The organism is uncultured Mucilaginibacter sp. (genome assembly GCF_903913935.1).
Taxonomy (GTDB): domain Bacteria; phylum Bacteroidota; class Bacteroidia; order Sphingobacteriales; family Sphingobacteriaceae; genus Mucilaginibacter.
Genome location: NZ_CAIWNH010000087.1, coordinates 1 through 14,120, shown reverse-complemented (window position 1 = coordinate 14,120; position 14,120 = coordinate 1). Strand labels below are relative to the sequence as shown.

At 42.2% G+C, this 14,120-nt stretch carries 12 protein-coding genes and 1 pseudogene; 3 read left to right on the top strand and 10 right to left on the bottom strand.

The features are described from left to right. A pseudogene (locus QZY09_RS03430) lies at positions 1-295 on the bottom strand (peptidase M28); the annotation flags it as partial. 215 nt (positions 296-510) lie between these two features. Then, complete coding sequence (locus QZY09_RS03425) at positions 511-3,669, bottom strand: ATP-dependent DNA helicase (RefSeq protein WP_295668050.1); 3,159 nt, start codon at positions 3,667-3,669, stop codon at positions 511-513. 585 nt (positions 3,670-4,254) lie between these two features. Between QZY09_RS03425 and QZY09_RS03420 the strand changes: the two genes are divergently transcribed. Both QZY09_RS03420 and QZY09_RS03415 read left to right on the top strand, forming a co-directional pair. After that, positions 4,255-4,503 carry an addiction module protein gene (locus QZY09_RS03420; protein WP_295668048.1) on the top strand — a complete coding sequence of 83 codons (249 nt, stop codon included), beginning with the start codon at positions 4,255-4,257 and terminating at the stop codon, positions 4,501-4,503. Continuing rightward, positions 4,500-4,811, top strand: coding sequence for a type II toxin-antitoxin system RelE/ParE family toxin (locus QZY09_RS03415; RefSeq protein ID WP_295668046.1), 312 nt, complete (start codon positions 4,500-4,502; stop codon positions 4,809-4,811). The genes QZY09_RS03420 and QZY09_RS03415 overlap by 4 nt, the downstream gene beginning before the upstream one ends. On the opposite strand, the gene QZY09_RS03410 is transcribed toward QZY09_RS03415, so the two are convergent. The 4 genes from QZY09_RS03410 to QZY09_RS03395 form a co-directional block, all read right to left on the bottom strand. Next, a complete protein-coding gene (locus QZY09_RS03410; RefSeq protein WP_295668044.1) occupies positions 4,803-5,042 on the bottom strand; it encodes a hypothetical protein in 240 nt (79 codons plus the stop codon). The genes QZY09_RS03415 and QZY09_RS03410 overlap by 9 nt on opposite strands. 22 nt (positions 5,043-5,064) lie before the next feature. Next, entirely contained in the window at positions 5,065-5,358 is a 294-nt protein-coding gene (locus tag QZY09_RS03405) for a YciI family protein (RefSeq protein WP_295668042.1), read from the bottom strand. Between the two features lie 332 nt (positions 5,359-5,690). Beyond that, positions 5,691-6,362, bottom strand: coding sequence for an NAD-dependent epimerase/dehydratase family protein (locus QZY09_RS03400; RefSeq protein WP_295668040.1), 672 nt, complete (start codon positions 6,360-6,362; stop codon positions 5,691-5,693). A gap of 27 nt (positions 6,363-6,389) precedes the next feature. After that, a complete protein-coding gene (locus tag QZY09_RS03395; protein WP_295668038.1) occupies positions 6,390-7,976 on the bottom strand; it encodes a glycoside hydrolase family 3 N-terminal domain-containing protein in 1,587 nt (528 codons plus the stop codon). Between the two features lie 269 nt (positions 7,977-8,245). On the opposite strand from QZY09_RS03395, the gene QZY09_RS03390 reads away from it, so the two are divergent. Continuing rightward, the gene (locus tag QZY09_RS03390; RefSeq protein ID WP_295668036.1) at positions 8,246-8,905 is read left to right on the top strand and encodes a porin family protein; all 660 of its coding nucleotides are present in this window, start codon (positions 8,246-8,248) and stop codon (positions 8,903-8,905) included. A gap of 43 nt (positions 8,906-8,948) precedes the next feature. Here QZY09_RS03390 and QZY09_RS03385 read toward each other — a convergent pair whose 3' ends face one another. The 4 genes from QZY09_RS03385 to QZY09_RS03370 form a co-directional block, all read right to left on the bottom strand. Continuing rightward, on the bottom strand, positions 8,949-9,929 hold the full coding sequence (locus QZY09_RS03385; protein ID WP_295668034.1) for a nucleotide-diphospho-sugar transferase: 981 nt from the start codon (positions 9,927-9,929) through the stop codon (positions 8,949-8,951). A 324-nt stretch (positions 9,930-10,253) separates the two neighbouring features. Continuing rightward, entirely contained in the window at positions 10,254-12,083 is a 1,830-nt protein-coding gene (locus QZY09_RS03380; protein WP_295668031.1) for an ABC transporter ATP-binding protein, read from the bottom strand. 110 nt (positions 12,084-12,193) lie between these two features. Further along, complete coding sequence (locus QZY09_RS03375; RefSeq protein WP_295668028.1) at positions 12,194-13,327, bottom strand: glycosyltransferase family 9 protein; 1,134 nt, start codon at positions 13,325-13,327, stop codon at positions 12,194-12,196. A 20-nt stretch (positions 13,328-13,347) separates the two neighbouring features. Continuing rightward, a partial coding sequence (locus QZY09_RS03370) for a glycosyltransferase (protein ID WP_295668026.1) occupies positions 13,348-14,120 on the bottom strand: 773 nt, incomplete at its 5' end.

Genomic DNA, 14,120 nt, shown 5'->3' with positions numbered 1-14,120 from the left:
TTGGCTGTGTGAACGTATCAAACTGAACGGTCATTCTGCCGCCCGATTCCCTTGCATATCGTTCATATTCAGCTTTTATCCAGTTGCGGGCCGCGCCGCTGCCTTCAGTAGCGCTAATGGTGTCGCTAAAGGTATGCCGGGATTTGAAACTCACCAGTTTGCGCACGATCGCCTCCATATTTTTGGAGGATACTTCATCAACCATTTGTTTGATGGCCGCATCCTGTTTGATGGTGGTTTGGGCCGACGAAAGCCGCACGATAAACAAAAGAAAAATCAACGTGAGATATTTCATAATAAATCTTTTTTTAATTATAAAATGAACAAAAAGGGTGTCATGCTGAGCTTGTCGAAGCACGGTGTGCAAAGGCCTGTACACCATGCATTCCCAGGAGTGCCTCCGCTAAACATTCTCCACGGCCACCGCGCTCTGCTTCGACAGGCTCAGCACGACAACGCGCTTTTTTATATTTTCCCATCCAAACAACGAGCGCAGCGTAACAACGTGCTTTACTCTTCTTCCTCCTGCATCACACCGCCTACCTGCTTAAAATTGCTACGCACAAAATGGCACCAATCGCATTCTTTTTTGCCGCAGCCGGTATTAAAATCGTGGGCCAGTATTTTCTGGTAGACGGTTTTTATCTGTTCCGTTACCTTATCCGTATCCTCAGGCGTTATTACGATCTTTTCTTTATGATATTCACCTTCGCTTACCGGTTCAACAAAATCAAATACTGTACTTACCACTTCCCAATCCAGCGAGCGGTCGTTATCAATCAAAATTTTATAAAACACCGCCTGGCGCCAATAGTCGCCGCCGTTTGGATTATCATCATCCGGCCTTTTGAATTTATCTTTAGCGTTCTTTAGCTTGCCGGTTTTGTAATCTACTACCGTTACCTGTTTGCCGACAAAGTCAACCTTATCCAAATTCCCTTTTATCGGCACACCCTCAACCTCCACATTTTTGATGCTGCGTTCGGTAACTGCTATCTTATTCCAAACCTCTATATTCTGGTTATAATAAGCCGGCAATATTTTTTCGCCATAATCCAGCCGCAGTTTAAACTCCTCTTTGGTAAATGAATCACGGTTGCGGTACATGTACCAGCGGAATTCTTTCATAAAATCCTCTGTCAGCGGAAATTCATTACCATCATCTTTCAGCAGTTTAAAGGCCTTATTTAATGCCCAGTGCACGGCCTGCCCGAACGTTGCCGATGGGCTTTTACCAGAGGGCACCCTGATTAAACATTGAAAATAAAAGCGTAGGGGACAATCCAGATAATTGCTCAAATGCGTTACTGAAAGCGTATAATCCTGAAGCAGTTGATCAATATAGTTTTTGTCCAACAGTTCCACTTTGGGCTGGATGGTTTCTGTAAACTGGATGGCCAGAAAATCCATCATCGCATCCTCGCTAACTTTTGGATGCTTCAACTGCAAATGGGTATCCGCCAAAATTTCTCCTACAAACTGCGAGGCTTCCTGCTCCTTGCCGTTTTTGTCATGACCGGCATACGAAATGGAAAGGCATTGTTTTGCCCGGGTTATCGCCACATAAAACAAACGGCGTGATTCTTCCTTTTGCGCTATTTCATCATCAGGCGCCTGGGTTAAGGTATCGGGGTAGCTGAAACCGTAATTTCGGCCTTTGCCATCCCAGATCTTTTTGCTGGAACCGATGAGGAATACATGTTCAAACTCCAGCCCTTTTGAGCCGTGGGCGGTTAAAAAATTGACGCCATTGTCCGAATAGATCACCTGGTTCAATGCCAGCCTGATCTTGTTTTCCTGCATCATTTTGATGGTTGAAATCAGTTTTGCCACGCTGATCTCAGGGTCTTTGCGGCTTTCATCTTTTATAAAATCAAAAAAGTTGGTGAGCACCTGCATATACCAGCCTTTGTTGGGTTGTTCCATAATATATTTGAGGATGCCCATTTTGGCGATCAGTTGCTGGAACAATTGCTGCAGCGTATTACTGGCTGAAAACGTTAAAAGGTATTCGATATCGCTGACCAAAAATTTCATCCCATGATGCTGCGCTTCGTCAAACAACCCTGCCTGCACAGGCATCTTCATCCGGTTTATAAAATCACGCAATGATGTTTTCGGGTCGTTATTCCTGTTGGTAGTATAATTTTCCTTTGCTACCGCGACGCTGGCTTTTGCGATCTCGATGGGCGGAATATGGAAAAAATCATAATGCATGATCTCAAACAGTAGTTCATCACCACTGTAAGGCGAATCCATTTCCATCGCTAGATAGCGCAATATGTTGATGATCTTTTCGCCAAATGACAGGGTAAAAATATCGATCTTCCGTTTGGTATTTACAGCGATATGCTGGTTATCCAGGTATTGTAAAAGCTCCTCCACCTGGCTGTGGTTGCGGTAGATCACGGCGATCTCGCCGGGCTCGGTACCTTTTTCCAGCAGGTTTTTTATTTGCTGCGCAATATCCGCCAGCTCTTGTGCCGGGTTTTCATATTCACAGATCACCGGCTCAACAACCAGGCTATCAAAGCGCGGATGCGAGGCTTTCAGGTTTTTATCAAGTTCGAGCTGCCGGGTTAAACGTTCCCGGTTGTTTTCGATGAGCGCCTTTGAGATATCGAGGATCTGCTGGTTGGAACGGTAGTTTTGTTTTAAAACGACAGTTTTCAGGCTTTTGGAATAATCGCCGGCGAAATCAAGGATGTTCTTCATGTTCGCCCCCTGGAATTTGAAGATCGATTGATCGTCATCGCCTACAACAAAAACATTTGGCGTGTCCCAGTAATTCAGCATAAATTTCAACAGGTCGTTTTGTGATCCGCTGGTATCCTGGAACTCGTCCACCAAAATATACTGGTAACGTTCCTGGTAACGGCGAAGCAATTCCTCATTTTCGCGAAAGGCTTTCAAAACCCACAGGATCATGTCGTCATAATCGTAGCGGTTATTGGCCTTCATCTTCGCATCGAAATTGCGGTATTCGGCAACAGCCGCCAGCAGTTTTTTCATCTGCTCATGCACCTTGTCGATATCTTTCTGCTTCAAGTCGCCAACCTGTATGCCGGCCTTGGCATTTGCCCGCTTATAAATGTATTTCTCCCTGTTGGGCAAATCGTCCAAATATTCTTTTACCGCCGTAATAAAAGCGGCTTCGTCCCAACCCTCCTTCTTCATATCCGAAAAAAGGCTTTTTAGGTTGGGTGCGTCATAATATATTTCGCCTGTAAAACGCTTGAGCACGTGATCATTCGGGAATTCATCCACCAGTTCCCTGAAAAACATAGCCGATTCCAGGTCGGATAAAGGGTCGAGGCTCAGTTTGCCAAAATAATTGAGGTTTTCCTGGATGATCTCATTGCAAAAGGCGTGAAAAGTATAAATATTCACGCGGTAAGCATCCGGCCCGATAAAATCAAACAGCCGCTTCCGCATGGCAACGGCGCCTGCATCAGTATAGGTGAGGCATAAAATTTCGTTGGCATTGGCATCGGTCTCGGTCAATATTTTACCGATCCGGGCAGCCAGTATCTGCGTTTTACCTGTCCCCGGCCCGGCAATCACCAGCACAGGGCCATCCATCTGGTTAACGGCAGCCAATTGTTCCGGGTTGAGCAGGGCGAGTGCTTCTTTGAATTTTTCGTTGTATTTGTGGGGGTTGGGATGCATGTATAAAGGTTGAAAGAAGATTTGACATCTCCTAAAATGTGATCATATCTAATAGCTTCAATTAAAGAATGAATTGTCAATATTAAGAGTATAAGACGCCTTCAGACGATTAACAATGCTGAATGTCCAATATTTTTTGTCCTTAAAGTTTCTTGTTGATATTCTTTTGCCTTGTATAACCTCAAAATTGTAAAAGTAAATCGAATCTTTTCGTTCATTAATACCGTCAACATAGCCTAATTCATTTGCTAATTGTATCACCTTGATTGAATGAGGATAAATTGTAACATACAAAACGGGGCGGCCATCAGGAAATTGATATTTTATTTTTATTGGTTTTGATGTCTTATTAAGAATTTGATATTTAATCTTTGAACCCGGATCACAGGATGACAAAACAGATAAACATATACATAGCAGGAATATTAGGTTAGATATTTTACGAGCCATTATTATTAACCAAGTTAAATTAAACTAAATATATCGAATTTTTCACGATGAAAAAAGCATTTTTACTAATAATTACATTTTGACTTTAGTAGGAATAACCTTCAAAATATTTTAAATTTGTAAAAAGGCTTGATTATGCGCACTACACAAATAAGGCAGCAACTTCATGATTATATTGATTCAGCAGAAGATAAAAAGCTAAAAGCTATTTATACTTTGCTTGAAGATGATATTTCCGAAGGCTATCAATTTAGTGAAGATCAAAAAAAAGAACTGGATAGAAGGTACGATGACTATATGAACGGGATTGGTAAAACCCACACCTGGGAAGAAACTGTTGCAATGGCAAGACAAGCGTTAGCTGACAGAAAAATCCATAAATGAGCTACTCATTTATTTTAAAACGTGAAGCGTCACTAGAGTTTTCCGATGCTTATGTATGGTATGAGGAACAACAAGAAGGCCTCGGTGAATTTTTCAACGCCATGGTTGAAGAAAAACTTAAGAAAATTTGCAAGAACCCGTTTCATTATAAAATATCTTACAAGAAATTCCATGAAGCATTAACTGATAAGTTCCCTTTCCTGATTGTTTATTTTATCGATGAGCAGAATAAACTTATTGTTGTTACTGCAATATTTCACACCAGCCGTAACCCAAAAAAGAAATTTAAAAGAACAACGTTAAAGTAAGCTATCCTGATATTTAGCGTATTTCTTCATTACATCTTCGTGGGGCGTTAGTTTCCCTTCCGCCGCCTGTTTACGACCACGTTCAATCCCGGTTTTTACATGTTCAGGCAGGTCATTCCCAAAGTCTTTATCGTGGTTTTCAAAAACTTCTCTGACTTGGAGCAATACAGATTCGTCATCAGTTTCGAGCAGACGTTTAACAAGTTCTATTTTTTCAGCTTGTAAATCCATATTTTAACATTCAAAAATTCATTCACCCCTTCACAATCGCCCGCATCGGGTAATATTCATAGTTATTTATTTGCGAGGCCGGGTCGCCGGCGATCAGGGCTTTTACTTCTTCTTCATCGTCGGTGGTGACTATACCCATGCCGTAAACTGCCTGCGGGTCCATCACCGGGCCGTACACAAGTACTTTGCCCTCATCCAAAAACTTCTTCCAATAGGCTACGTGCTGCGTCATGATCGCCCGCTCATCAGGTGTCATGTCTTGGGCAAATGTTGGGCGGCAGGGGACAAGTTTCAGGAAGTAATATTTGTGCTCCATAACCTATGTTTTGGGGGATAAATATAATGACTCTATTACGTGTTGTATGGATTAATGTATGAGTAAAAATAATGAAGGCCGTCACAATCCGGGACCTCGCATTTGTAAATCAAACTAAAAATAAAGGTTTACAAAAGGTTTACACAATTTTCAATATCTATTACTTAATATATTGACAATCAATACATTATAAAATAGCCGGGTTTACACAAATCAGCTTGTTTGCTGACAATTAAGTGCTGTTTAATGGGATGCCCGCCCTTAAAAAAAGACAAGGAGGCATTGATAAAAACCTATACCAAACCAAACGTGGCAGAGCCAGAATAATTTAATCAGCCCATTTTTGCCAGCGCCTTAATGTCTTTCACTTCGATAATTTGTTTGCCGTAACCCAGGCGAGTAACGTTGATCATCGCCCTGCCTAATTCCGCCAGCGTGCTTACCCCGCCCGGAAATACCCATCGCAAAAAAGGATATAGCCAGGTAATGTATTTGTAATATTTATTGACGTTTTTAAGCCCCGGGGTGGGGTGCATATAACCAGGCCTGAAGGCGAAAACCTGTTTAAAAGACAGTTTCATCAGGTCGTTTTCTGCTTTCCCTTTTACCCGCGCCCACATGGAGCGGCCGTTTTCTGTGCTGTCGGTGCCAGCGCCAGAGACATAGCAAAAGGTCATATCGGGGTTGAGTTTACTCAGGGTCTGCGCCGCGTTTAAGGTTAAGGTATACGTGAGCTTGTAATATTCAGGCTCTTTCATTCCGACAGAAGACACGCCCAAACAGAAATAACAAGCGTTATAGCCGCTGAGCTGGTCGGCGATGGGGCTGATGTCGAAAAAATCAGCATGAATGATCTCTTTAAGCTTGGAGTGAACGGTGCCACAAGGCTTTCTCCCGATCACCAGCACCGCTTCAACCTGCGGATCCAACAGGCATTCGTGCAATACACCTTCGCCAACCATGCCTGAAGCACCGGTTACGATGGCCCTTATTTTTGTTTCCATGATACAAGATAGATAAGAATATCGGGATTATTGAAGCCTCAAACCTTGGCCGGTATAAAAAAGCGGCTTTACGGTAACAGGCATCCTGCCAATCGGGTTCATTTGGCGTATGATAATTTTTACAGCCGACCGCTGCAGATCATCCGTCATCTGGTAACATTCAAGCAGGGCGCTGCACTTTTCAATCCCCGGCAGGGTAGCCAGCGTGTAAGCATTTGCAAAAACACTGAAAACCGCGTTTTGGTGAGCCGCAATAGCAGTAATAAATTGTTTTACAGGGATGGAATAATCAAGTTTGCTTGCAGGGCGTGCCCGGGTATCATTTATGCTAACAAAAACCTGGTCGTACTGCCCCAGCACAGTTAATAATGCCTTCAACTCATTTTCCGGGGTATTTTTACCCACCTGGAAAAACGCACTGTTGGGATACCAGCGCGCAAGTTCCTGCTGAAAAACTGTTGGCTGCGTTACGCCAACGCTAATGATGGCTGTCTTTAGTAATGGGTTCATCTGCAAAGCATTCGCGTCGCCCTTTAAAAGAGTAACCGCGGCATCACTAAGTTGTTGCACCAATTCTTTCGCTGCCGGCCTGTTCAAATCGGCCGCGAGGTTTTCAACGGCTATTTCATGATAATGATTTAAACCGGCCCAATATTTGGCGGCTAATATTTTTTTCACCCTTGCCTCGAACTCTTGTTTCGAAATCCCTCCCTTGCGCACTACCTTTCGGATCAGCTTTATGGCCCGGCCGGAATTCTCAGACAATTCAATAATATCATTTCCGGCTAAAAATGCCCTGACATCCGCTTCGCCCTCCGGAAAATAATTGGTCACAGCCTTCATTTCCATCGCATCCGAAACGATAAGGCCTTTAAATCCAAGCGAGTCTTTTAAAACGCCCGTAACAATAGGCCTTGATAAGGTGGATGGTAATTTTTTTGTGGTATCCAGCGCCGGAATATTCATATGGGCGATCATAACCCCGCTGATCCCTGCTTTTATCGCTTCACGAAAAGGATATTCCTCTAAAGTATCCAAACGTTCGCGGCTGAAGGGCAATAGAGGCAGGTCGAGATGCGAATCAACATTGGTATCGCCATGGCCTGGAAAATGTTTTGCCGATGTTAAAAGGCCTTCGCTTTGCATACCCTGCATATAGGCGATTCCCTTGGTAGCCACACTGTATTTATTATCTCCAAACGACCGGTAATTGATCACCGGGTTGTCGGGGTTATTATTCACATCCATATCAGGGCCAAGGTTCATCTGCATCCCCATCCGCTTAAAATCATAAGCAACAAACTGCCCCATTTTATAGATCAGTTTATTATCCTGTATGGCGCCCAAGGTCATCTGGAAAGGGTAAGATATGGTCGAATCAAGACGCATGCCTAAACCCCATTCGCCGTCCATGGTAATCATTAAAGGCACCTTGGCCAGTTTTTGATAGCGGTTGATCAGGTTGGCCTGCCTTACCGGGCCGCCCTGGAAAAACACAATGCCGCCAATTTGTTCATCACTGATCACTTTAGCGATCGAATCCTCATACGCTTGTCCTTTATCCGTATTGGCCCTGATAAAAAACAGCTGGGCTATTTTTTTACGCCGGTTCATCTTCTTAAAAACAGAATCAACCCAGTGGTTTTTGTGATTTAAAGACTGTATATAGCTCTCTTTCTGAGCAAAAGCACCAATTGACAAAAGATTAATAGCTATTACTAAAAACCATTTAAAACGCGTTTTAAGCACCCTCATGGGCCAAATGTAAATTAAAAATGAATTTAGTGGCATGGTTTTTTACATGAATTTTATTAAAAAATTGAAAGCCGAATAAACCTTTGGCTAATTTTTTACTCTATGCTATATAAAAAAACAATTTTATTATGAAAAAACTTCTCTTTTTTGCGATATGCCTGCTGGTTGCAGGCTCGGTATGCGCACAAGGTTATTATGGCCCCCGTCGCGTAAGGCGCCCGCCCCCACGCAGTCAATTTGATGATTTTTATAAGGTGAGGGTTGGTATTACAGGTGGTTTAAACGTGGCCAATACGGTGGATGCCTATAATTCTAATTTTAGTACGGCGGCTATTGCCGGTTTTAATGCAGGCTTGTTCCTGGACCTGCCTTTGGTTTACCCTTTAAGTTTTGAACCGGAAATTTTGTATTCTCAAAAAGGTTACGCAGCTGTTACTACCTATGGTAATTTCACCCAGCGTTCAAATTACATTGACATTCCGTTATTACTGAAATTTAAGTTGTCGCCAACTTTTAATATCCTGGTTGGACCACAGGTAGCAATCCCGGTTTCAATGACAAACACTTACGATAACGGCTTTGATGTAACCGCCCAGCAGTATTACAACACCTATGGCGAAAAAACCATCCTTGACGGTGTTGTTGGTGTAAGTTTCGACCTGAGCCGCGATGTTGAATTACGCGCCAGGTACACCATCGACCTTCAGCCTAATGATCAAAATGCTTCCTACGGCGGCGATTACCGCAACCAGGTTTGGCAGGTTGGTTTAGGGTTTAAGTTTGAATAAGCGTTAAAAAGATTAAAAATTTTCATTAAAAAGCCATTTTGTATTATACAGAATGGCTTTTTATTTTTAGCATAGATTTGAGTATTGACTTGATCCGCCTTTTTAGCTTTCGGTGCCAGGCTTTATTTTTACGTCGTTGTTCAATATTAAAATCCCGGTACATGATAGACAGATCTGCTTGTTTTTGAGGGACAAAAAAGTCGGGGTCGGTTATTCCGTCTATTTCCGTTAAAGCAATCTCAGCATAAGGGCTTTTTTCGTCAGTGGTATGGGTAGCACCCTGGCTAAAACCAATATTGGATATCAAATTATCATTCGGAATGATTATCAATCCATTATTAAAAAAGTTGCATAAATCAAGCGGGTAAGCCCATGAGTTTATTTTTCCGGCCTTTAGCTCATTAAAAATATTCGTCCAGGCGTCGGCAACAAAATCATTATCATATATATTTTTTAGTTGCGCTCTAACTTCTGCGCCATCGTATTTGGTAAGGTTTACATCATAATCATTCCATACCCTTCGCCAGCTCGCCCAGCCCCAAACGTGGGTACGGTTAGAAAAGTAATAACTGGCGTCGCCCCATTTTTTACCAAATTGCAAATTGCATCCGGTGATATGCCTGATGCGGGTATCATAACGGTATTTTTCCAGCAGGGTATCGCAAAACTTAAAAAAGCTATTGGCCGGCAGGCAGTCATCCTCCAATACAATCCCCTCCTCTTCCTGCCCAAAAAACCAGGTGATCGCCGCCGATACACCATATTTACAGCCTGCATTCTCCTCCCTGAAAAGGGTTTTCAATTCACATTCCCAATCTATCTGGCTTAGTACTTGCCTAGTTTGTTTACACAGTTCCGTATCTTCGGGGTAACCTTCGCGTGGGCCGTCAGCAGCAATATATAGTCGTTTGGGCTGCGCGATGCGTATCGCCTCAAAAACCCTTTTTGTTGTTTCAGGCCGGTTAAATATCACAAACAACACAGCTGATGTGGTATGATATCCGGCTTGGGGACTACTCTTCATGGCGGACTATTTTGTTGCTATTGGGCTTGATGTGCCTGTACCAAAAATTTTTTGCTTTAAAACCCCATACTATTTTAACTGCTTCACGGTGTTTTTAGCGTTCTCCCTTACTTCCGGCAAAACCAAACTTTCCGGATTTACGGCGATGATCGGGTAATAGGAGAGCACCTTTTCGCATTAATTCAATACTATCGGCTCATATTCAAAAATGGTATCAAGGTAAAAAGGAATAATTACGGCTACTTTAAAATTTTCATTCATAACCGGCATTTAACACTAAACAATCAAAGTTATCAGAAGAATTTAGCAGTTTCCATCCATTTTTCAATCGGCACTAAAGGTTTGCATATCTATCAGCCTGCGGTATAAACCATTCATTTCAATCAGTTGCTGGTGGTTACCCTGCTCAACAATTTTACCATTTTCAAGTACCACAATAATATCAGCATTTTGTATAGTGCTTAAACGGTGTGCTATAATTAATGATGTGCGGTTCTTCATCAGGTTGTTTAAAGCATCCTGCACCAGCTTTTCCGATTCGGTATCCAAAGCCGACGTTGCCTCATCCAGCAGCATGATCGGCGGGTTGCTCAGTACAGCCCTTGCTATGCAGATGCGCTGCCGCTGACCGCCGGATAACTTGGTGCCGCGGTCGCCAATATTGGTTTCATACCCTTTTTCAGTTTCTAAAATAAAGTTATGTGCGTTAGCAATCCGGGCTGCTGCCTCCACCTGCTCCAGGGTGGCGTCTGTTTTTCCGAAGGCTATATTGTTAAAAATGGTGTCATTAAACAGGATGGATTCCTGGTTAACGATGCCCATCAACGATCTTACCGAATCAACCTTTAATGCCTGGATATTTTTTCCATCTATCATTATTTCGCCGGATTTTGGCTCAACAAAACGCGGGATCAGGTCCATCAGCGTTGATTTTCCGCCACCTGAGGGGCCGACCAAGGCGACTGTTTTACCTTTAGGGACGCGAAAATCAACGTCAGCTAATACAACTTTATCGTCATAGGCAAAAGTTACCTGTTTTAATTCGATGCTGTCGTTAAAGTCGTTGATGGCTACTGCATCCGGCGCATCAACTATCAACGGTTTTTCATCTATCAAGGCCAAAACTCTTTCGCCGGCTGCTATTCCCGAATGAATGGTGCTGAACGAATCGGATATTGCTTTGGCGGGCCGCATCACCTGCGAAAATAAAGCTATGTAAGTAATGAATATTTCCGGTTTTAATGAAGACGCATCCTTTACAAATATCAGGTGCCCGCCATAAAGAACTATACACGCGATCATAGTTATCCCAAAAAATTCCGATGCCGGCGAAGCTAATTGCTGGCGCCTTGCCATTGAACGGGTAATAGAGGAATACTTTACATTTTCCTTATTAAACTTGTTCTTGATAAACTCCGTCGCATTAAAAGCCTTTATTATTTTAATGCCCGACAACGCCTCGTCAAGGTAGCTGATCATATTGCCATAAGTTTGCTGCGATGCGATAGCCTGTGATTTTAACCTTTTTACAATACGGGAAATAACGAAAGCAGATACAGGTATTACAAGCAGCGAATAGAATGTCAGGTTAGCAGACATATTGAATAACATTGCCATAAAAGCGATCAGCGTCAGGGGCTCCTTAAACACTACCTGTAATGTACCCGTTACCGAAAATTGTACAACCTGCACATCTGATGCTATTTTAGAAATTATATCTCCTTTACGCTCATTACTAAAAAAGCCCAAGTGAAGATTCATTACGTTATTAAAAACCGTTCTCCTAAAATTCAACAAGGTATGTACCCTTAAATTTTCCATCGTCCGTTGTGATAAATAACGAAACAGGTTAGCAAGCAGGGCTGATACAACTATGACAGCGCAAACAAATTCAAGGGTTGTCCATGCTCCATAATTATTCAGCATATACTGCACATAATAATTGAAGATGCCCATAATGTTAAAGAACGATGGTCGTGCACCCAGGTGAACAAATGCACCATGTTTGCCCGAAAATAATGTTTGCAGCAAAGGAGCAAGCAAAGCAAGATTCAGCGTACTGAAAATAACAGAAAATATGGTGGTTATAATATAGGGAATGGCAAACTTCTCAATTGGTTTTGCAAATGATAGCAGCCGGAAATAAGTCTTCATTTATATAAATAAGAATAAACGTGCAAAGCTAACAGTAATTACCTAATTACAATTATTACAAAGCTTTTGAACGGCGAGTTTGGGCAATATTATCTATTTTTACAACAACGTTATAAATATTGTTGAACATCAGCCCAAACTTTTTCTAAAGTAACGGCGGTGATACAGGGAAATGGATCTCCCTCTTTTATTTGATAAATACAATTCCAGTTGCAATTATAACAATCCATTTGCTCATAAACACAAACAGGCGCATCTTCAACAGCAACCGGGTATGGTGCGAAGCGCCCGAAATGGCCGCCACCCAAAACACATATGGCAGGCGTTTCTACTGCAGCCGCTATATGGATGGCACTGGTTTCATTACTTATTATCAAGGCGGCATTACCAATCAACTCAATTAATTCATTTAAAGTGGTTTTGCCTGCCAAATTGCATAAGCTGCCGGCGGGCAGGCTATTTATCAAATAGTTTACCGTTTCCATCTCTTCCAAACCTCCCGCAATAGAAATGGGAGCCTTTGAATGCAGAAGGATAAGTTTTATCAGATCCAAAAATTTCTCCTTTTCCCATCTTCTTTTTCCGACTCCAGCACCGGGGAAAATAACTAATCCATTGCGGCTTTTGTTTTCAATAGCAATAAAAGGACCATCAATAGCAATAGGTCGTAATAGTACCTGCTCAACAAAAAATTTCGACCTGTTAAATTCAAAAACAATATTTTGTGGCAGCGCGAAAAGGCTGGTGTAAAACTTATCGGTAATTAATTTATACCGGGCGTCTATCCTTTCGGTGTCCCCTACAAAACCAATCACATTTTTTGCGGCGGTAAACCCGGCCAGCCCGTCATTTACAAAAGTCCTTGAAAATGCCGGCTGTAAAACGGTGTCATAATTTTTCCAGAAAAGCTTTATGCTTAATTTGAATGCTTTTAGAGGCGAAGAGTACAGGTCATCGGGATTAAAAAAAAAGAATTCATCTGCAAACTTACGGTCGTATTTCAGCGCCATGTCCCGCCAAAGTGTATTGCCCAATACATCTATTTGATACCCTTTAAATGTTTCTGATGCTGCTATGATCTCAAAAAAATTTCTGAATAATATGTAATCACCGATGGCATCGGTTTTAATGATCAGCAGGCGTCGTTCAGGTTCGCGGTATAACGCAAGAAATTTCAATACCGGCGGAAGTCTCAATATGATAAAGCGACTGATCCTGAATAAATTTCGGTTTTTAATGTCCATTTAAATAAAATGTACCTGATTTATCCGGGTTGAAACAAACTCAACAGCAACACCCAAAACCCCCTGGTGCGATTGACGTAACGGTAATAACTGCTCTTTTTCAGGTATGTTTTAAAAAGCATGTCCCGCTCCTGCTCAAAAACGAAATCCTTTTCATAACTTGAAAAACCGCCGTCGCTAAACGATGAAATTAAGTGCTCTGCATGAAAAAAATTAAACTGCGGGTCGGCCCAGCAGCGCAGGTTCAGGTGGTAATCGGCATAAACTCTATATTTCAAGTTGAAATTGTACTTCGCAAATACTGACCTTGGATAAAAAATTGCCTGCTGGCAGATATTAAGCTTTGTTAAATAATAATCATCATATTTTTTGGCGAACTTACGACCGTAATACATCAGGTTGCCGTAATAAATCGTATTGGAATCTTTTAACAAAGCCAGCATTTCATTAAAACCATTGAGCAACAAATCATCAGCACCTAAAAAAATCACCCACTTGCCCCTGATGAAATTCAGAGAACTGTTCATGGCATCATAGATGCCGCAATCGGCCCTGCTTATCCAGGCGTCAACAATGTCTTCGTTTGCTTTCAGAATCTCAATCGTGTCATCTTTACTGCCACCGTCCACCACCACAAATTCCATCAGGATGGTTTTTTGTTCTCGTATACTATTGATCAGGTCGGGTAAAGTACCTGCAGCGTTGAGGGTTACGCAAACAACCGAAATCAATAACTCGTTGGGATAAATCTCATCTAATACGCTTTCGCCTGTAAAACTGGTTTCTTTTGCTA